Annotated in this window: 17 protein-coding genes and 1 pseudogene; 14 read left to right on the forward strand and 4 right to left on the reverse strand. The window is 69.1% G+C overall.

The window, feature by feature from the left end; all coding sequences use genetic code 11:
- Positions 1 to 23 precede the first annotated feature (23 nt).
- The gene (locus tag PV342_RS22280; RefSeq protein ID WP_500318494.1) at positions 24 to 758 is read right to left on the reverse strand and encodes a GntR family transcriptional regulator; all 735 of its coding nucleotides are present in this window, start codon (positions 756 to 758) and stop codon (positions 24 to 26) included.
- Between the two features lie 303 nt (positions 759 to 1,061).
- On the opposite strand from PV342_RS22280, the gene PV342_RS22285 reads away from it, so the two are divergent.
- The 9 genes from PV342_RS22285 (at position 1,062) to PV342_RS22325 (ending at position 10,027) form a co-directional block, all read left to right on the forward strand.
- On the forward strand, positions 1,062 to 2,585 hold the full coding sequence (locus tag PV342_RS22285) for an extracellular solute-binding protein (protein ID WP_400804849.1): 1,524 nt from the start codon (positions 1,062 to 1,064) through the stop codon (positions 2,583 to 2,585).
- Between the two features lie 80 nt (positions 2,586 to 2,665).
- Complete coding sequence (locus tag PV342_RS22290) at positions 2,666 to 3,532, forward strand: carbohydrate ABC transporter permease (RefSeq protein WP_500318495.1); 867 nt, start codon at positions 2,666 to 2,668, stop codon at positions 3,530 to 3,532.
- On the forward strand, positions 3,532 to 4,443 hold the full coding sequence (locus PV342_RS22295) for a carbohydrate ABC transporter permease (RefSeq protein WP_500318496.1): 912 nt from the start codon (positions 3,532 to 3,534) through the stop codon (positions 4,441 to 4,443). The genes PV342_RS22290 and PV342_RS22295 overlap by 1 nt, the downstream gene beginning before the upstream one ends.
- Positions 4,443 to 5,510 carry an ABC transporter ATP-binding protein gene (locus PV342_RS22300; protein WP_406259715.1) on the forward strand — a complete coding sequence of 356 codons (1,068 nt, stop codon included), beginning with the start codon at positions 4,443 to 4,445 and terminating at the stop codon, positions 5,508 to 5,510. Before PV342_RS22295 ends, PV342_RS22300 begins: the two co-directional genes overlap by 1 nt.
- On the forward strand, positions 5,510 to 6,586 hold the full coding sequence (locus PV342_RS22305; RefSeq protein WP_500318497.1) for an ABC transporter ATP-binding protein: 1,077 nt from the start codon (positions 5,510 to 5,512) through the stop codon (positions 6,584 to 6,586). The genes PV342_RS22300 and PV342_RS22305 overlap by 1 nt, the downstream gene beginning before the upstream one ends.
- Before the next feature lie 35 nt (positions 6,587 to 6,621).
- Positions 6,622 to 6,780 carry a hypothetical protein gene (locus tag PV342_RS22310; RefSeq protein WP_400804861.1) on the forward strand — a complete coding sequence of 53 codons (159 nt, stop codon included), beginning with the start codon at positions 6,622 to 6,624 and terminating at the stop codon, positions 6,778 to 6,780.
- Positions 6,781 to 6,856: 76 nt separating this feature from the next.
- Positions 6,857 to 8,317, forward strand: coding sequence for an NAD-dependent succinate-semialdehyde dehydrogenase (locus tag PV342_RS22315; RefSeq protein ID WP_400804864.1), 1,461 nt, complete (start codon positions 6,857 to 6,859; stop codon positions 8,315 to 8,317).
- A complete protein-coding gene (locus PV342_RS22320; RefSeq protein ID WP_500318498.1) occupies positions 8,314 to 8,790 on the forward strand; it encodes an Ldh family oxidoreductase in 477 nt (158 codons plus the stop codon). Before PV342_RS22315 ends, PV342_RS22320 begins: the two co-directional genes overlap by 4 nt.
- Position 8,791: 1 nt before the next feature.
- The gene (locus PV342_RS22325; RefSeq protein ID WP_500318499.1) at positions 8,792 to 10,027 is read left to right on the forward strand and encodes an iron-containing alcohol dehydrogenase; all 1,236 of its coding nucleotides are present in this window, start codon (positions 8,792 to 8,794) and stop codon (positions 10,025 to 10,027) included.
- 281 nt (positions 10,028 to 10,308) lie between these two features.
- Here the strand turns inward: PV342_RS22325 and PV342_RS22330 are convergent.
- Both PV342_RS22330 and PV342_RS22335 read right to left on the reverse strand, forming a co-directional pair.
- Positions 10,309 to 11,533 (reverse strand): annotated as a pseudogene (locus PV342_RS22330) (IS701 family transposase).
- Between the two features lie 159 nt (positions 11,534 to 11,692).
- A complete protein-coding gene (locus tag PV342_RS22335; protein ID WP_500318500.1) occupies positions 11,693 to 12,475 on the reverse strand; it encodes an AraC family transcriptional regulator in 783 nt (260 codons plus the stop codon).
- Positions 12,476 to 12,545: 70 nt separating this feature from the next.
- Between PV342_RS22335 and PV342_RS22340 the strand changes: the two genes are divergently transcribed.
- From PV342_RS22340 to PV342_RS22360, 5 genes are all read left to right on the forward strand, one after another.
- The gene (locus tag PV342_RS22340; RefSeq protein WP_500318501.1) at positions 12,546 to 13,364 is read left to right on the forward strand and encodes a phytanoyl-CoA dioxygenase family protein; all 819 of its coding nucleotides are present in this window, start codon (positions 12,546 to 12,548) and stop codon (positions 13,362 to 13,364) included.
- The gene (locus tag PV342_RS22345) at positions 13,361 to 13,624 is read left to right on the forward strand and encodes a hypothetical protein (RefSeq protein WP_361013646.1); all 264 of its coding nucleotides are present in this window, start codon (positions 13,361 to 13,363) and stop codon (positions 13,622 to 13,624) included. Before PV342_RS22340 ends, PV342_RS22345 begins: the two co-directional genes overlap by 4 nt.
- 471 nt (positions 13,625 to 14,095) lie before the next feature.
- A complete protein-coding gene (locus tag PV342_RS22350) occupies positions 14,096 to 14,977 on the forward strand; it encodes an ABC transporter substrate-binding protein (RefSeq protein WP_400804880.1) in 882 nt (293 codons plus the stop codon).
- On the forward strand, positions 14,977 to 17,172 hold the full coding sequence (locus PV342_RS22355; protein ID WP_500318502.1) for a bifunctional serine/threonine-protein kinase/ABC transporter substrate-binding protein: 2,196 nt from the start codon (positions 14,977 to 14,979) through the stop codon (positions 17,170 to 17,172). Before PV342_RS22350 ends, PV342_RS22355 begins: the two co-directional genes overlap by 1 nt.
- 208 nt (positions 17,173 to 17,380) lie before the next feature.
- Positions 17,381 to 18,037 (forward strand): hypothetical protein, encoded by a 657-nt coding sequence (locus PV342_RS22360; protein WP_500318503.1) that lies wholly within the window; start codon positions 17,381 to 17,383, stop codon positions 18,035 to 18,037.
- 37 nt (positions 18,038 to 18,074) lie between these two features.
- Here PV342_RS22360 and PV342_RS22365 read toward each other — a convergent pair whose 3' ends face one another.
- Positions 18,075 to 19,169, reverse strand: coding sequence for a PP2C family protein-serine/threonine phosphatase (locus tag PV342_RS22365; protein WP_500318504.1), 1,095 nt, complete (start codon positions 19,167 to 19,169; stop codon positions 18,075 to 18,077).
- Between the last annotated feature and the right edge of the window lie 410 nt (positions 19,170 to 19,579).

The raw sequence follows: 19,579 nt of genomic DNA on the forward strand, positions 1-19,579 counted from the left end.
GGCCCAGCCCGCCCGTCAAGCCTTTACGCCATACCCTCCGAACCCTTGATTTCGTCGAACAATCGCCGGAACCGCTCACCGGACAGCAGGATGTGCCGACGCATGGCGTAGGCGGCGGCGTCGGGGTCACGCGCGGCGATCGCGGCCACAACGTCTTCGTGCTCGGCCATCGCCAAGTGAGTGACCTGGGTGTCGTGGAGAAGCCGGAACAGGTGCACGTGCGCGTGCAGGCGAGCGAGCGCTTCGCGGATGAGCTGGTTCTCCGCGCTCAGGGCGACGAGATCGTGAAAAGCGGCGTCGCGGAGCCCGAAGGCGCCATAGGCCATGAGCCCGGTGCCCCCCTCCAGCTCCGCCATCTCCTCCAGCAGTCGCCGCAGGCCGGCCACCTGCTGCAATGATGCGCGTTCGGCGGATCTGCGCGCCGCCGCCGGCTCGAGGAGCAGGCGGAGCTCGAGCATGTCCTCGAATCGCTGACGGGTGATCTGGGGGGGAATGTGATAGCCGGCATGGGGCACACGCACGACCAGGCCCTCAGCCTCCATGCGGTTCAGAGCGTCTCGGATCGGCGTCTGCGAGACCCCCAGCTCTCGCGCCAGGACGTCGATCGTGACGCGGGAACCAGGCTCGATCCGTAGCGACATCAGCTGTCCGAGCAGCGTGTCGTACACCTCGTCGGCAAGTCGGCCACGAGATCTTCCCGGCGGCGTTCCGCCCGTCATGGCCCCACGGCCCCGCGCGATCATCGCTTCGTCGTCCATCGTGACGTGAGGTCCCTTCTTACGTCTTCGCGAACCTGTTGACATCGGTCGCAATGCTGCGGGATGTTGATGCTCCCATTCAGATCGTATAGGAAAGGTGACGGACGCCAGCCCTCCTTCACCCGTCCACCCGTCGCGGAACCGCCCGCCATCGCTCCGCTTCGATCAGTTGGAGCTCCTATGAGCATGCTCGATGTCCTACTCGGTTCGCCGCCGGGCCGCACATGGGCCGAAGGACCTGTCGACTGCTCGAAGCCCCATTACCTCGCGGCGTACTCGTGACGCCGGTCTGCGGGTCAGCCCTTGCGGCAGCCGTCGACCCGCCTGAACATCCCCCAGCAACTGCTCGGCGAAGCACGCAGCAAGGCTCCAGAGCTCCCCACCCAGAAGGCAGGCAGGAAGATGCGGCATCCAGAGCGAATAAGACGACTGTCCGTTTCCGGTCGAACGGCGCAGCTGGCGACGGCGGCCGTATTAGTGGCCGCGACCATGGCGGCTTGCGGGCAGGACGACGGCGCGGATTCGAGCGCGCCCAAGGCGCCGGCGACCGTCCCGGAGCTCACCAAGGACCCGCTGACCCTCAGCTTCATCTGGTTCGACTGGCCCCCCGCTCACGCTCTGGAAGCCTTCGCTAACGCGGAGTACACCAAGGAGCGGCCGAACGTGACCATCAAGGTCAACACCGTGCCGAACGCGAACTGGCACGACGCGATGTTCACCCAGTTCGCAGCGCACAAGACCGACTTCGACATCCCGATCCTGGACTCGCAGCACATCGGTGAGGCCGTGACGAACGGCAACATCCTCGACATCACCGACTTCGTCAAGAAGAACATCGACGTCAAGGCCTACAACCCGTACCTCCTGGCGGCCTACGGCCAGTTCCCGCAGGCGGAGACCGGGAAGCGCGACGAGAACGCCAGCCTGTACGGACTGCCGCTGCTCGGCGACACCTGGACGATGATCTATCGCAAGGATCTGATCGGCGACAAGCCACCGCAGACCTGGGACGAGATGATCTCAGTCGCCGAGAAGTGCCAGGCGGACAACCCTGGTGTCAGCGGGCTGGCTTTCCACCAGGCCAACGGCTCCGACGCCGCGGCCGTGACCTACAACACGGTCAACGGCGTCTACGGCGGCAACCTCTGGGACGCCAAAACGCACAAGATCGAGGGCGTCCTCAACGACGCGGCGGGCCAGGAGGCGATGGACGTCCTGGTCAACAAGATGAAGCCGCTGACCGCCAAGGGCTCCGGCAACTGGTTCATCGACGAGGTGAACGCGGCGGTCGCCCAGGGCAAGGCATGCATCGCGTTCAACTGGATCGCCGCGAGCGGCGGCCTGCTCGACCCGAAGCAGTCGACGCTCGGCACCACGCGGGAGCAGATCCTCGACAAGCTCGGTTTTGCCACCCTGCCGAGCCAGAAGACGAACCTGGTGCCTCTCGGCGGCATGGGGATGCACGTGTCGGCCTACTCCTCCAAAGCGAACCAGGCGGAGGCCCTGAACTTCATGAAGTGGTTCGAGCGGGCTGACATCCAGAAGAAGTGGGCCGCGGCCGGTGGTGTGCCCGCGCGTACGGACGCCCTGCAGTCGCCCGAGTTCCTCAATGCCGGGCCGTTCAACCAGGTGTACGCCGACTCGGTTCCGCGGATGCGGGACATGTGGAACGTGCCCGAGTACGCGCGCCTCGTCGACATCGAGAACACCAACGTGAACGCGGCTCTCAACGGCACGAAAAAGCCGAAGGATGCGCTCGACGACATCGCCAAAGAGCAGCAGAGCGTGCTCGACTCCGGCAGCGGCAAGGGCGGCGGCGGACTGTGAGTGACACCGCCCCGCTGACGACCGACCACGCCCGGCAGGTGGCGTCCGCGACGCCGCCTGCACCGGGTCGGTCCCGCCGCTTGAGCGACCGCGGGCTCGCCGTGGCCTTCATCTCCCCCGCGCTGCTGCTGCTGCTCGCGATGTCGGTGTTCCCGTTGCTGTGGGCGTTGTACCTGTCTTTCACCGACTACTCGGCCACCCGAGGGGGGCCGGCCCATTTCGTCTGGTTCGAGAACTACACCGCCATCCTGACTTCGGCGCAGGTCCACACGAGGGCCTTGACGACGTTGATCTACGTGGTCGGCGCGGTCACCCTGCAGACCGTGCTCGGCTTCTCCATCGCCTACCTGATCTCGCGGCGCACGCACGGGCGAGGGCTGCTGACCACTCTGTTCCTGGTCCCGATGATGCTGTCGCCGGTCGTGGTCGGGCTGTTCTGGCGATTCATGCTCGACGCGCAGTTCGGCGTGATCAACAGCATGCTCGACTCGCTCGGCCTGGGGCAGGTGGAGTGGCTCACCCAGCAGCGAACGGCATTGATCTCCCTGATCGTGGTCGACACCTGGCAATGGACGCCGTTCATCATGCTCATCGCACTCGCCGGCCTTACCGCGGTCCCCAAGTACTTGTACGAGGCCGCCTCGATCGACCGGGCGTCCGAGTGGTTCCGGTTCCGCACCATCACTTTTCCGCTGGTGTGGCCGCTGCTCCTCATCGCTGTGCTGTTCAGGGCCATCGAGGCCTTCCGGCTGTTCGACCTCGTCTACATCCTCACCAGCGGCGGTCCGGGGGTCTCCACCGAGACGTTGTCGTTCCACGTCTACAAGGTCGCGTTCCTGGGCTTCAACACCGGAACCGCCTCGGCGTACGGGATCCTCATGGTCCTCGTCGTCATCGTCCTCACGCAGCTCTACCTGCGCTACTTGAACAAGCTCAAGGAGGACTGATGGCCGTCTCCGTCGACGAGGCCGTGTCCACAGGCCCTGTCCGGGATCACACGCCCCCCGCGCGTCGCTTCGGCGGCCGGGGTCGCTCCGTGCTGGAGGTCGCGCTGCTGACCGCGCTGGCCGTCGTGATGCTCTTTCCGGTGCTGTGGATGATCGAGACGTCCATCAAGGAGAACCGGGACGTCTACGCCATCCCGGCCAAGTTCTTCCACTTCACGGTCACCATGGACCATTTCAAGGACGTGTTCGTCGCCCCCGGCGGCGGTCGCTCGGAGTTGTCCGTCGCGTTCCTCAACTCCCTCCTTGTCGCCGGGGCCTCCACGGTGCTGGCCACCGTGCTGGGGGTCCCGGCGGCCTGGGCCTACTCGCGCTTCGCCGTGAAGGCCAAGAAGGACCAACTGTTCTTCATCCTGTCCACCCGCTTCATGCCGCCTGTGGTGGTCGTGGTCCCGATCTTCCTCATGTACCGCGAAGTCGGGCTCATCGACAGCAAGCTCGGCCTGATCCTCATCTACGCCGCCTTCAACGTCCCGTTCACGATCTGGATGATGAAGGGGTTCGTCGACGAGGTGCCCGCAGAATACGAGGATGCCGCCATGCTCGACGGGTACACCCGCTTGCAGGCGTTCCGGCGGTTCACCCTTCCCCTGCTCCTGCCCGGCATCGCCGCGACGGCGGTCTTCGCACTCATCTTCTCGTGGAACGAGTTCGTGTTCGCCATCTTCCTGACCTCCAGCGACGACGTACGGACGGCCCCACCCGCCATCGCCGGCCTCATCGGCGGAACCACCGTGGACTGGGGTCTCGTGGCCGCCGCCTCCCTGGTGTTCGCCCTACCGGTGCTCGTCTTCGCCTACCTGGTGCGCAAGCACCTCGTCGCCGGTGTGACGCTCGGGGCGGTGCGACGCTGATGGCGGGCATCGAGGTGACCACCCTGCACAAGCGCTACCCGGACGGGACGGTCGCAGTCGAGCACGTGGACCTGTCCATCGACGACGGCGAGCTGTTCGTGATGCTCGGCCCTTCGGGCTGCGGCAAGACGACCACGCTGCGGGCCATAGCCGGCCTGGAGCGGCAGACGACGGGCGACATCCGCATCGGCGACACGCTGGTCAACGACCTGCCGCCGGCAGAGCGCGACATCGCCATGGTGTTCCAGTTCTACGCTCTCTACCCGCATCTGAGAACCCGCGACAACCTGGCGTTCCCGCTGCGGGCCGAGGGATTGCCCAAGGCGGAGGTGCGCGAGCGGGTCGACGAGGCCGCCCGGCTGATGCGGCTCGGTCCGCTCCTGGACCGGAGACCGCACCGGCTGTCCGGCGGGGAGCAGCAGCGCGTCGCGCTTGCTCGCGCCCTGGTGCGACGACCGCGCGCCTTCCTCATGGACGAACCCCTCACCAATCTGGACGCGGAGCTGAGGGCGGACATGCGCACGGAGATCAAGCACCTGCAGGGGGGACTGGGGACGACGATGGTCTACGTCACCCACGACCAAGTCGAGGCGATGTCGCTCGGCCACAGAATCGCCATCCTCAACAAGGGCCGCGTCGAGCAGATCGGCACGCCGCTGGAGGTCTACGACCGTCCGGCGAGTCTCTTCTGTGCCGCATTCATCGGCTCCCCGCCGATGAACCTGATCGAGGTGGAGCTGGCCGACGGGAAGCTGCGCAGTCAGGGCGGACTGGTCCTCACGCCACCGCCAGGCCTGCCGCGCGACCGTCGCCTGGTCGCAGGCGTCCGGCCGGAGGCGCTGGAGGTCACGGAACCAGGGGCGGAGCGTTCGGCCCCGGCCCGCGTGGTCTCGGCGGAGTGGCTGGGAGACGAAATCATCTACGTGGTCGACCACGGTGGCCGGCGCGACGTACGGGTTCGGATGCCACCGACTGTCCGTTTCGCCGCGGACGCGCCGGTCGGGCTGCGGCACACCGGCGGGCCCCCGCCGGTCTACGACGTGCGCACGGAAGAGCTGGTGGCCTGATGGGAACCGTGGCAGTGCACGGGCTGCGCAAGTCCTTCGGCAAGGTCCAGGCCCTGGACGGGGTGACGCTGGACGTGCCGGACGGCTCGTTCTTCGTCGTGCTCGGGCCCTCCGGGGCAGGCAAGACGACGACCCTGAGAGCGATCGCCGGCCTTGAGAGGCTTGACGCCGGGTCGGTGCATCTGGACGGGAGGGACGCGACCGGTGACTCCCCGGCCGCACGCGACCTGGCCATGGTCTTCCAGAGCTACGCCCTCTACCCGCGACTCACGGCGTACGAGAACATCGCTTCGCCGCTACGGGCACGCCGCTGTTCTTCGAGCGAGATCGCCGCTGCCGTCGAGCAGATGTCGAGCCTGCTGCACATCGAACGTCTGCTGCAGCGTCGTCCCGCGCAGCTGTCGGGCGGTGAGATGCAGCGTGTCGCGCTGGCGCGGGCGCTGGTCCGTCGCCCGCGCGCGTTTCTCATGGACGAGCCGCTGACGAACCTCGACCTCAAACTCCGCGTCGAGATGCGCACGGAGCTCACCCGCATCCACCGGAGTCTCGGGGGAACCTTCGTCCACGTGACCAACGACCAGGTCGAGGCCCTGTCCATGGCCGACCAGGTGGCGGTCCTCAAGGAGGGGAAGGTGCAACAGGTCGGAACGCCGATCGAGGTGTACGAGCGACCAGCCAACCAGTGGGTCGCAAGCTTCGTCGGGAGCCCGTCGATCAGCCTCCTCCCCTGCCGCGCCGAGGGGGATCGTCTGGTCGGGGCGGAAGGCTGGACGCTGCCGCGGCCCCGCTGGACCACGGCTGAAGACGGTCGTGCGCTGCTGCTGGGCCTGCGGGCAGAAGACTTGTCCATCGAGCAGCGTGGGGACGCATCGTTGTCGGGTGAGCTCTACGGCCTTGAGCCGCTCGGTGACCGAACGGTGGTCGACGTCCGAGTGGGGACGGAGATCCTCAAGGTCAAGGCACGACCCACCGTCACGGGTACGCCGGGCGAACGGCTGCTTGTCACGGTCGACCTGGACCGCGCGCACCTGTTCGATGCGGGCACCGGGCTGGCGCTGTCCGAGGCCGGGAGGTAACCGCGCAGGGCGGCGACGTCACCATGCGCCCGCACGTGGCAATCGAGCCTCGGCGGACCGTCACCGGTGAGCACGCCTTGATGACGCTGAAGCAGCCATGGCCCGAGAAGGCGATCGGTGGCGCGGGGCGTCGCCCTGCAACGAGGGCCACGTTCGACCCGCTCGGCACCCTCGACCCCGACGAGGTCGTGTGACCGCTTCGTCCACGCGCGTGGCGCGATCGCCGAGGTCACGCCGGACATCACCAAGAACATCACAGGAGGAGACGCAATGAGTGACCCGATGGACGTCCTGGCCCCCGAGCACCGGCGGCTCCGGATTGGCGACGTCTGGCGCGACGCCGCCGGCGGAGCCACCTTTGTCGTCGAGGACCCGGCCACCGGCAAGACCATCGCCGAGGTGGCGGGCGCCGGCGTCGTCGACGGGCTCGCCGCTCTGGACGCGGCGAGCAAGGCAATGGCGGAGTGGGCGGCGACCCCGCCGCGAAAGCGGTCAGAGTTGTTGACCGCGACGTACCGTGCACTGACCGAGCGATCCGAGGAGGTCGCCCGGCTGATAACGCTCGAGATGGGCAAGCCGCTCGCCGAGGCTCGGGGAGAGGTGGCCTACGGTGCCGAGTTCTTCCGTTGGTTCGCCGAGGAGGCGGTGCGCGTCGAGGGGCGCTACAACGCCGCTCCCGCTGGTGGATATCGCATCCTCACCGTGCCGAAGCCGGTCGGACCGTGCGTCTTCGTGACGCCCTGGAACTTTCCGCTGGCCATGGGTGCCCGGAAGATCGCTCCTGCGCTGGCGGCGGGCTGTACGACGATCACCAAGCCGGCAGCCCGGACGCCACTGACCATGCTGTTCCTGGCCCGCATCATGGAGGAGGTCGGCGTTCCCCCGGGCGTCGTCAACGTTGTGACCACCGAGCGTTCCGGCGAGGTGGTCTCAGCACTGCTGGCCGACCGTCGGACCCGCAAGCTTTCGTTCACCGGGTCGACCGAGGTCGGGCGCGTGCTGTTACGACAGGCGGCGGACAACGTGCTGCGCACCTCCATGGAACTGGGCGGCAACGCGGCCTTGATCGTGTGTGCCGACGCGGACCTGGACGTCGCGCTCGACGGTGCCATGGTGGCCAAGATGCGCAACATCGGGGAGTCCTGCATCGCGGCGAACCGAATCTACGTCGAGGAGCCGGTGCGCGAGGAGTTCACGGCGCGCTTCGCCCAGCGGATGGGCGCGCTCTCGGTGGGCCATGGTCTCGACGACGGCGTGGACGTCGGGGCGTTGATCGACGAGGCCTCGGTCACCGAGATCGACGAGCTCGTCGCCGACGCGGTCAATCGCGGCGCCCGCGTCCTGGTGGGCGGCGAGCGTCCGGATGGGCCAGGCCATTTCTACCCGCCTACGGTCATCGTCGACGTGCCCGACGACGCGCGGATACTGCAGGCGGAAATCTTCGGCCCGGTGGCGCCGATCATCTCGTTCACGTCCGACGACGAGGTCATGGCGAAGGCCAACGACACCGAGCACGGCCTGGCCGGATACGTCTTCACCCGTGACCTCCAACGGGCGCTCCGGTTCACCGAGGGGTTAGAGACGGGGATGGTCGGCATCAACCGCGGTCTGATCTCGGACCCGTCAGCTCCGTTCGGAGGCGTGAAGCAGTCCGGGATCGGCAAGGAGGGGTCGCACGAGGGCATCCTTGAGTACCTCGACGTCACCTACGCGGCGATCGACCTACCGTGACCGGTTTGCTGCTCCGGGTGCCCGCCGAGGATCACCGCGCCCTGTGCACACATGACCTGACCGGCCTCCACCCGTGGGGCGGGACCCGGGCCATGGCCGGCACGAATCCGCCGGCACCCGGGGACGCCGTCGACTCCGCCGGTGTGCGCGCCACAGACGCGGCCGCGGCGGTGGATGGGGCGATCAGCCCTTTCGGCGGTCCCAAAGGCTACGCCCTCGGTCTCATGACCGAGGTGCTGGTCGCGACCTTGACTCGTACCGCCCTCGGCGACGACGTCCGCGGGACCCCCGACCCGACTGACCCGCCCACCAGGGACGTCTTCATCGCGATGGACCCGAGGGCGCCCGGGCACGACCGAGTCCGGGAGCCCGGCGCGCGCCTGCGCCACCCGGCAGCCGACGCCGTCCCGGTCTCGCAGGTGAACTGGACGTCCGCCCAGCACATCACCGCCGACGTTCCAGAGAGGCACTGACATGCTTGAGACCGTCCGCGGACCACGCCAGCTGATAGTGGGCGAAGGGGTCGCGCAGAACATCCCACGAGTGGTGGCCGAGTGTGGCTCGCGAGTCCTCATCGTGACCGACCGGGTTCTTCTGGGGCAGCCGGGCGTGGCCGAGATCGTGGCCGCCGTGCGGGAGAAGGTCCAAGTCGTCGGGGTGTTCGCCGACGCGACTCCGGACGTGCCACTCGCCGATGTCGCCCTGGCCGTCTCGGTCGCCGCAGAGGTGGACGCCGACGTAATCCTCGCCATCGGGGGTGGCACGGTGATCGACCTCGCCAAAATCGTCGGCGTCATCCGGCGCCACGGTGGGACGCCGCGCGACTTCTACGGCGAGTCGAAGGTGCCTGGGCCGACGATTCCTCTTGTCGCGGTCCCGACGACGTCAGGCACCGGCTCCGAGCTCACGCCCGTCTCGGTGTTGACCGACCCGGACCGCGAGCTGAAGGTGGGGGTCTCCAGCGTCCACATCGTGCCCGACTTCGCCATCGTCGACCCCGAGCTCACCTACACCTGCCCTGCGACCGTCACTGCCCACTCCGGCATCGACGCGTTTTGTCACGCGGTGGAGAGCTACACCGCGCGACCCCGGGCCCACGGACCGCGCGACCCGGTGGAGCAGGTTTTCCTCGGCCGCAACCCGATCACCGATCACTACGCGCTCCTGGCCGCGAAGCGGATCGCCCGCAGCTTGCCCCATGTCGTCAGGGACGGAGGCGACAAGGACGCGCGCGCGGACATGTCCTATGGGTCCATGCTGGCCGGGCTCGCATTCTCCCACGCAGGCAACGCGGCTCCGCACGCCCTCCAGTACCCCATCGGCGCAGCCACCCACACACCGCACGGCCTGGGCGTCGGGCTGCTGCTGCCCTACGCGCTGGACGCGGCCAGGGATGCCATCGGCGACCGGTTGACCATCCTCGCCGGGGTGTGCGGGCTCGACGTGACCGACGCCTCGGATGCCGAGGCCGCAGATACGTTCCTCACCTGGCTCGACGGGCTCCTTGCCGACATCGGTATCCCTGCCACCTTGGCGGACATCGGCGTGGCACGCGCCGACCTCCCGCGCTTCGCGGAGATGGCCAGTGGCGTCACCCGTTTGATCCAGAACCATCCAGGCCCGACCGACACCGCCAGTCTGACCGCGATCCTCGAAGCGGCCTGGATCGGGGACCGGACCCGACACGTCCTGACTCCGGATCAGAGATAGTGACGGGCCTTTCACATGACGACGAGTTCCCTGCCCCACCCTGGGTATCGGAATGGTCGGCTACGACTCAGCCAGCACTCCAGCAGGATTTCGCTGTCTGACCTGGTCTTTCGCCGGGTGGCGGGAGTCTAACGGGACGTCGGTCGTGCGGGGGCGGTCTCACGGAGACCGCCCCTCGATCGTGCGACAACGCCGCAGGTAGTGACAGCGGCGGGCGACTGCCTGGCGTCGGCGGCGCCAGTTCGACCAGCTCAGCGCGTGGTGTCGTCCGCGGTGTCCGCTCAGGTGCGGGGGCCGGGCACGACAGGCTGCCAGGAGTCACCGAACCTCCGCCACTGTGAGCCCGATGAGCCCGGGTGTCTCACCTGTTCCGCCCCCTTTTCCCAGGGCTGGTGTGCCGTGACGGCCAGGAAAGCGTGCGCGAACATGGTCAGAGTGATGTGCCGATACCAGCCCACGTAGCGACGGACTTCGTACTGGTCCAGGCCGCACTCGTTCTTCGCGGCCTCGAAGCACTCCTCGATCGCCCAGCGTGCCCCGGCGACCCGGCACCAGCTCTTGGACGGTGACCTGAAGGGGTGCGTAGGCGAGGTAGTAGGCGATCTCGTCGGGCTTGCTGATGCTGTGCCGGGCCAGTGCCCACCGCATCCGGTGAGGGACCTCGCCCTGATAGTCGAACTCGGCGACGGCCGGCAGCCGCGCCGCTGCCCAGTAGTAGAGGCGGGGCCCCTTCGCGCCGTCGCCGCATGAGATCTTCTCCCACGCTTCGTCCGGGGCCCGCCCGAACAGAACCTCGATCCGTGAACAGCCCACGCTGAACTGGGACTTGGGCACGGCCAGCACGTAGCCGACACCCGACTGATCCAGCAGCCGGCGGAATCGGTTGTCCTGACGGTAGGCGGAATGCGCGGTGACCCAGGTGATGGGCAGCGGCGAGGCGAGGGCCCGCAGCGCCATGTGCCGAGCCAGTTCGGCCTTGGTGGCGAACTCCCGCTCGTCGGGGCCCCTTGCCGCGCGGCAGCGTTCCCGGTCCTCGGTCCAGGACTTCGGGAGGTAGAGCTCTCGGTCGAGCAGAGCCCTGCCGCGGGTGGTGGCGTAGGCGGCGAAGACGCCGATCTGGCAGTTCTCGGTGCGGCCTGCGGTTCCGGAGTGCTGGCGCTGGACCCCGGCTGAGGTGGTGACCTTCTTGATGAACCCGGTGTCGTCGATGATCAGGACACCGTCGCCCTCGCCGAGCTTGTCGGCGACGTATTCCTGTAGGTCGTCGCGGATGTCGTCGGGCTCCCACTTCGATCCGGCGAGGAGGTGTTGCAGGCCGTCAGGGGTGGAGTGACCGGCCTGTTCGGCCAGCTGCCAGCTGTTCTTGCGGGCTACCGGGGCGAGCAGCCCGCGTACGTAGTCACGCATGCGGCGGCGGAGCTCGACTCGGTCGAAGCGGTGCCCGATGGTCAGGAAGAGGTCATCCAGTTCGAGGTCCCATTGCGCGGCGGCAGACTCGGTGATCACCCTCGGAGGCTGCCCCGCTGGTGTCACTACCGGCGGCGTTGTCGCACGATCGAGGGGCGGTCTCCGTGAGACCGCTCCCGCACGATCGAAGTCCCGCTACACTCCCGCCGCCCAGCGAAAGACCAGGTCAGACAGCGCAATCCTGCTGGAGTACTAGTTCTAGGGCCGCGCCGCCTCGCGGATCGTACGCGGCGCCGCTCCCAGTTCGCGGCGGCAGGTCTTGTTGAAGGCCTGGAGGTCCGGGATGCCGACCGCCGCCGCCACCGCCGGGATCGGCATCGTCGAGGCCTGGAGCAGATGCCGGGCGCGCTCCATACGGCGGCGGCGGATATAGGACACCACCGTGTCGGCCGTGCCTGTGCGGAACAGGCGGGTGAGGTGGTTGTGCGAGACCCCCGCCGCCCGGGCGATCCCCGGCACCGGCAGCGGTCCCGCCAGCCCCTGTTCGATGTACGCGAACGCCGCCGCCAGCGCCGGATGCGACTGCCCCGCCGCCTCCTGGCCGCCGCCGAGCTGCGCCGTGTGCCACAGCACCGTCCACACCTCCGCAGCCGCCCGCGCCGGCGACACCGGCATCGCGGCCACCGCGTGCCGCAGCAGAGCGGTGAGCACCGGGGCCTCCGCGCCCGCGTCCTGCATCACCGGCACGGTCCGCCGCTCACCGCGGCCGGGCAGCGCGAAGTGCGCGTACAGATGCTCGTTCCGGCGCGACTCGTAGTGGAAGTGCACCTCTACATCCGGCGGCACCAGGCTCACGTGCCCGGGCCGGATGGGATACCGGCCGCCGCCGAAGGCCAGCTCGCCGGAGTAGGTGTACAGGTGCAGCTGCCACAGGCCGGGAAGCCGGAAGACGTCGTGCGAGCCGAGGGTGCCGTGCATGCCGACGCCCGCGTTCACCGCCCGCGGCGGTTCGTCCAACGGCAGCACCACATGACCGGTCATGGTGAGAAATTACCAGTAGTCGATGAATAGAGCACACGACAGGCGAGCAGGCCCTTTCTAGGCTTGCCGTATGTCAACCAGCAAGCAGCTACTGAACTCGGCCCAGGTGGCGAGCTTCGTCGCGCACGGCTCGCTCCGCCTGGACGCCGTCGTACCGCCGGAGATGAACGAGCAGGGCATCGGCGTCTTCGACGCCGGGATCCCCGAGGTGCCGTTCGGCACCCCCGTGGACGAGGCCTTCCCCGAGGGGTCCTTCGCCCGCCGGCTGATCGAGCTCCCGGCCGTCGCCGGCGCCCTGGAGAGCCTCGTCGGCCCGGGCCCCACCGTCGACCACCACTTCGTCCACGTCCGCGAACCGCACGGCGGCGAGGCCCAGCCCCTGCACGCCGACGCCGTCATCGACATCCGGCCCGACGCGTTCGACGTCCAGCTCATGTACTACCCGCAGGACGTCACTACCGAGATGGGCGGCACCCTCAGCGTCCCAGGCAGCCATCTGCGCCGCACCAACGAGTCCGACACCGGCCGCTACCAGAACCTCCGCGGCCAGACCCGCCTCGCCTGCCCGGCCGGCACGGTCGTCCTGCTGCACCATGGCATCTGGCACGGCGGCCGGCGCAACGACAGCGACATCCTGCGCTACATGTTCAAGATCCGCTTCAACCCGACCGTCCCCCAGGTCCGCCTCTGGGACACCTCCGACCTGGACGACCCCGCCGTCGCCAGGGAACTCAGCCGCACCTTCCCCTGGTACGAGCCCGCCACCGGCCGCCTGGAAATCTACAACCGGGTGAAACTCTGGCGCGCCCTGACCGGCGACGACACCTTCGACATCGACTACTGGGCAACCCGCGTCACCAACCGCCCCACCCTCCGGAGTCACGCATGAAGCAGCAGGTCCTGGTCCTCTATCTGGCCAACTCGGCGCTCGACTCCGAGGTGGTGGGCTGGTCGCAGTACGACGGCACGGGCCACACCAGCCCGACCACCGGCGACAGCGACGAACCGCCGTACGAGACGGGCGTCGCGGCGCTCCAGGACGGCTGGCGACTGTTCCAGGCCGCGCAGCTGATCCCGCCGTACCCGGGCGCGGAGTACGACACGTCGTTCCTGAAGCACGAGTTCTTCTTCGAGAAGCTCCAGGGCTGAACGCGTAGGGGGCGCCCTCCGCGGAGGGCGCCCCCTACGCGTGTGGCGGCCCTGCGCTACGGACCACGCTGTACGGCCGGCATCGGGCTGCGGGCGCGGGGGCTTCGATCAGGGTAAGCCTGTTCCTGGCTTGCCCTTGCCGAAGGCGGGGCTGGGCTTGGGCAGGGCCGTCTTCAGCAGCAGTCGCGCAGTCTCGGGGAGGTGCGGCTGGAGCCGGGCGCCAACGTAGCCGCCGAGCCGAACTGAAGGGCCGTTGGCACCGCGGTGCGCCGTCAGTGTGTGCCGGGTGTGTGACGGGAGGGGTACGGCTGTGCCACCTGATCGTCAACCGGGTGTTGTGTCATGCCGGTCACCGCTTAGCATCTCGGCGGAGCATGGTGAATGGTGATCCCGGGGGGCTTGCGGTCGTGAGTAGGGGAGCGGTGCGCCTGGTCTGCGCTGTCGCGGTGAGCGGCTTGGTGCTCGCCCGAGGTGGCCCGGACCCTCGCCGCCGACCGCGACCTGCTCGCCGTCATCGGCTCGACCGGCGACACGACCACCGGGGCGAGCCTCGACAGCTACGACGCACAGCTCGTCCCCCAGATCACGGCGTCGTCCGCGCAGTCCGAGTACGGCACCGCGGAGCCCGGTCGCTTCCTCCAGGCCGTCCCCGGCTACACGAGCCTGCCCGGCACGGCGGCCTACTCCCTGCACACCCAGGGCGCCCGGCGCGTGAGTGTGCTGATCGACCGCGAGGGGGGCATCCCGGCCTGGCAGCTCGGCCGGACGATGTTCCAGTACCTCGGGGTTCTCAAAATCGCCGGTGAGCCGCGGGTCGTACCGCGGATGGCCGAGACCCTCGCCCCAATAGTCGCCGAGATGGTCGCGCACCAGATGGACGGCTTCGTCTACATGGGCACTCCGGCCCGCGGCGCGGCCGTCGCACGCGCCCTCGCGCAGACGGGCTTCAGCGGCATACGCGTGCTCGGCTACCCGGCCGCCGGACCGGAGTTCCTGACCGTCGCGGGCAGCGCCGCCGACGGCTGGCAGATCTTCGCCCCGTACATCGACCCTTCGGCCGCCCCCGTCCGCGCTTTCGCCACCGCCTACCGAAAGCGCTACGGCTCCGCACCCCCCTATTGGGCGGCCGAGGCGTACGACGTGGCCCGCATGGTCATCACCCGCCTCACCGAGGCCGACGGTCGGCCCTCCGGGAACCGGCTGTACGACCTGCTGCAGAAGGGCACGTACAAGGGACTCGTCCGGACGTACGCGTTCGACAAGGACTACCGGTGGTGGCTCAAGAGCTCTGACGTCTTCCGCTACGAGGTGAAGGACGGCCGGTACTCCTACGAGGGCAAGGTCGGCATCTGATGCAGCCCCTGACTGCCGACGACCCCCAGGACATCGGCGGGCACCGGCTACTGGCCCGGCTTGGCGCGGGCGGCATGGGCGTCGTCTACCTCGCCCGCACGACAGGCGGGGCGCTCGTCGCCCTCAAGACGATCCGCGCCCAACACGCGGCGGACCCGGCCTTCCGCACCCGATTCCGGCGCGAAGTGACGGCGGTCCGCGGCCTGACCGGGCCCTGGCTGGTGCCGATCGTAGCCGCCGACACGGAGGCCGGCGAGCCCTGGCTGGCCGCGCAGTTCATCCCCGGACCCTCGCTCGTGGAGGCGGTCGACAGCTTCGGCGCGCTACCCGTCGCCGCCGTACGGACTCTGGGATCCCGGCTGGCCGATGCGCTCACCGCCCTCCACACGGCGGGAGTCGTGCACCGCGATGTGAAACCCGGCAACGTCCTGCTCGCCCTGGACGGTCCCCGCCTCATCGACTTCGGCATCGCCCACGCCGCGGGCGCCACCGCCCTCACCGCACCCGACGCCGTCATCGGCACGCCCGGCTTCCTCGCGCCGGAACAGGCCCAGGCCCGCGCCGGGGAGGTCGGCCCGCCCAGCGACGTCTTCTCGCTGGGCTGCGTCCTGGCGTACACGGCCTCGGGCCGGCGCCCGTTCGGCACTGGATATGCGGCGGGCGTCCTGTTCCGTACGGTGCACGAGGAGCCGGATCTGACGGACGTTCCCGGCGAGCTCCAGGCTCTGATCGGGGCCTGCCTGGCCAAGGACCCCACCAGGCGGCCGACGGCCGGCGAGGTCGCGGCAGCGCTCCGTGACCCGCGGGCCTTACTCGCGCGGGAAATGCCCGAGGCCCCCAAGGTGCACTGGTTGCCGCCCGCGGTCCTGCGGGTGGTCGCCGAACGCTCCGCACGAGCGCTGGACGTGCCCACTCCTCAACGCGCCATACGGCGACGGGCGGGCGACGGCCCGGCCGCCGACCCGGCGTCGTCGCCCGCGAAGGACGCCCGCTCTCCGACCCGACGGCGTGTGCTGCTGATGGGGAGCGCGGCGGCTTCCGTGGTCGCCGTCGGCGGCGGGGCTGCCGCCTATCTGGCTTCTGGCAGAAGGGGCACAGAGGGCTCGGGCGGCGCCCTTCCCGTATACACCCTCGGCTTCCAGGCCGACCTCAGCGGCGCAAACAAGGCGGACGGCGTGGCGCAGGAACGGGGGGCGAGGCTTGCCATGGAGCAGCACAACGCGCGTGCTGGCATCACGTTCCGCCTCGCCCTCGACACCGTCGACGACCGGGGCGAGGAGACCGGCGCCAAGCAGGCGGCCCGGCGCTTCACGGAGGCCAAGGTGAGTGCGGTCCTCGGACCCAACACGGCCACCGCGGCGCTCGCCGCCGGCCCGCTCTACCAGAACGCCGGCACGGCCATGGTCCTGATCTCCCTCGACGACGACAGACTCACACCGTCCAAACTCCGCACCCTGCGCGTCACCCGCGCACCCGAGTCCTACCTGGCGCTGCCGCTGGCCGCTTATCTGACCGCCGTACGACCGGTCGACCGCACCGCCGTCATCGACGACCGGGCGGCGGGCCGCACGGGATCGGACCTCATCAACGCGATCTCGCAGGAGCCGCCCCATGAGGGCAGGACCAGCGTCCACCCCGTGGCGGCCGACAGCGACGACTTCGCTCCCGCCGTTCACGCCGCCCTCGCCGCCAAAGCGCAGGCGGTCGTCTTCAGCGGCACATCGCCCGAGCGCGCCGCACGCTGCGCCCGCGCGCTCGCCGACGCGGGCTTCACTGGACCGTGCCTTGGCACCTGGCACATCATGCGCCCGGCCTTCCTCCAGCAAGCCGGAACCGCAGGCCAGAACTGGGTGTTCGGCGCGCCGTTCACCGACCCCGGCAGCGTGTCCCGCACCTTCCAGACCGCTTACCGCGCCAGATACGGCACGGTACCCGGGCGCTGGTCCCCGGAGGCGTATGACGCCGTGGGACTGGTCGCGCGCACCCTGGAGAGACTGGGCAAGACGGCCGACATCGGACCAGGGGCCGTGGTCCAGCGCCTGTTCGACGTCACCTACCAGGGACTCGCCAAAACTCTCCGCTTCGCCACCGACGACACCCACAGCCTCGATCCGAACCGGGGCGCGTTGTACTTCCTGTTCCAGGCGAAAGGGAATGCCTTCCACTTCCTGGGACGCTACGACCAGGTCAAGTGAACTCAAAGAGGTCTGAACGATGCCGTGGGGCCGCCGCTGCCGCGCCATTGGCCTTGACAACCCTGCGAGTTGGGCAGGGCAGCGTGTGCTCACCGGGCTGCGGGGTCCCAAGGAGCTCTTTGGGATCGGGTCTGACGGTAGAGCAACGGCCGGTCGGGGGCGCATGATGGAGGCGCCCGTCCCGTCACAAGCGAGGTGCAGCGTCCCGATGAAACGCAGGACCGGAATCTTCCTGGCGGGCCTGGCCTGCGTGGGCGGCGCCGTCGCCGGCGCGGGCCTGCTGCACAACCGCCGGCCTGATCGCAGGGAACGCCTCCACGTCACGGTCTTCAGCGAGCCCGGCTACATGGGCCGCAACCAGACGCTGACCTGGACCGGCGGCGAGCGCGAGGTCGTCCCGCTCACCCGGGTATCGCTGCCGCGCATCGGCTCGATCAGGCTGGAGCGGCTCGTATACCGATTCCAGCCCGAGGTACGGCTCCCGAACATGTACATCCTGTGGCACGCCCTCACCGAGCGCCCGGACCGCACGGACCCCGAGGAAGGCGTGGCCGGCTTCATCGCCATGCACCAGCTCGCCGGCATGTTCTCGGTCGGTGTGTGGGAGCCGGTCCGGGAGTCCGAGGCGCGGTCGCGAGTGCGACTCTGGGCCGGGCGTCCCGGCCATCTGCCGCCCGCGCACGACGCGGGGGCCCCTTCCGGGAAGCGGGCTTCCGGCAAGGTGGCGGCTTCCAGCGAGGCGGCCGTTCCCGGCACCCGGCCCTGGCACGACGTCCTGGCCAATACGCCAGACCTCGGCTCCTGGAGCACCCGCACCCGCTACCTCGAACTCGGCTACCACGACGCGAGCGGCCCCCGCAGCTGACCGGCCACCTGCCCTGACTGCCCCCGGCCGTGGGAGGTCAACTTGTCTCGTGGCGGGGGGCGGGGCTGACGGATTCGTCGTTGGGGCGGTCGATGAGGATGGCTGCTACGTCGTCTGCCAGGTGGCCTTCGGTGTGGTGGAGCAGTTGCTGATGTAGTTGTTCGAGGAACTCCTTCGGGGTGCACATGTGGAGCGCTTGCACGGCTTCGGGCAGGGCGAAGAATTCGTTGTCGTGGTTGCGGGCTTCGATGACTCCGTCGGTGTAGAGCAGCAGGCGGTCGCCGGGGAGGAACGGGTGGCTTTCGGGCTTGGGCGGGGGGCCGGTGTAGAGGTCTTCCAGGCCGAAGGGCGGTAGCGGGCAGGACGGGGTGAGGGCCTGCACCGTGCCGTGGTGGAGCAGCAGCGGGGGCGGGTGGCCACGGTTGATCAGTTCCACCACATGTTCGCCCGGGATGTAGGGGATCTGGGCCAGCAGGGCAGTGGTGAATCCCTCCAGGGCGACTTCTGGCTCGAACGCCCCGGGCACGTCCGCCTCGCGCAGCAGTGCGGCCCCACAGTGGTCCATGACCTTCACCAGGTCGTCCTCGTAGTGCACGGCTTCCCGGAAGGCGCCCAGTGCCACTGCGACCGCCCGCATGGCGTTCAGGCCCTTGCCGCGGACATCTCCCACGATCAGCCGGACGCCGTACGGTGTCTCCACCGCCTCGTACAGATCACCGCCGACCTGCGCGCCCGTCCCTGCCGCGAGGCACAAGCTGGCCGCCCGTACCGGGCCCAGCCGCGCCGGGACAGGCCGCAGGATGACCTCCTGTGCCGCCACGGCGATCCGGCGAACCTGATCGAGCTCGCTGCGCCGGCGCGTACGCACCGTCTTGCTCAGCATCACGCTGGCGACCGACACCACCAGCAGACCCACGAGGTTACCGAAAACCTGGTGGGTGCCCCATGCGTGGTTGTAGGTGGCGGTGGTCACGTTGACGGCCAGAGCGGCGGCCGCCGCCGACAGGGTGCCTTTGGGGCCCATCGTCAGAGCTGCCAGTGCCGGCGCCGCGGTGAGGATGGGGCCGGTCATCAGGAAGTGTGCGGGTGACAGTTCGATTCCCAGCACGGCCAGCGCTATCACGAAGGGCACAGCCTGCGCGAGTGTCAGGAGGGCCCTGCTATGGCCGCTCGCTCCCGGCCCGGGAGACGAGCAGGACGGGGACCACATGTATACAGCCTGCCCGCGTGTGCAGCGCCTACCGCATCGTGGAGTGCCTGGCGGGGTTGATCTGCGGTTTAGTGCGCGCGGTGCCGGGGCTGCGGCCGTCTGAAAAGGGCCCCCGCCGGTGACATGGCGATGGGTGGCGGGGGCCCTGGTGGTGGAGGGCTGGAGGGGTGGGGGGCCAAGCCCTCTGGATGCACCAGTAACAGCGTGCTTACCGTCTGATGCCTCTGCCACCCGGCAGCCGTCCATCGGGCGACGGGGGCGGGAGCCGTCCCGTCAGCAGAGGAACCTCGCAGGGGGACCACTTGGACGTTCGCACGCAACCGCGGGTTACC

Origin of the sequence: Streptomyces sp. PA03-3a (assembly GCF_033792735.1) — a bacterium.
GTDB lineage: Bacteria > Actinomycetota > Actinomycetes > Streptomycetales > Streptomycetaceae > Actinacidiphila.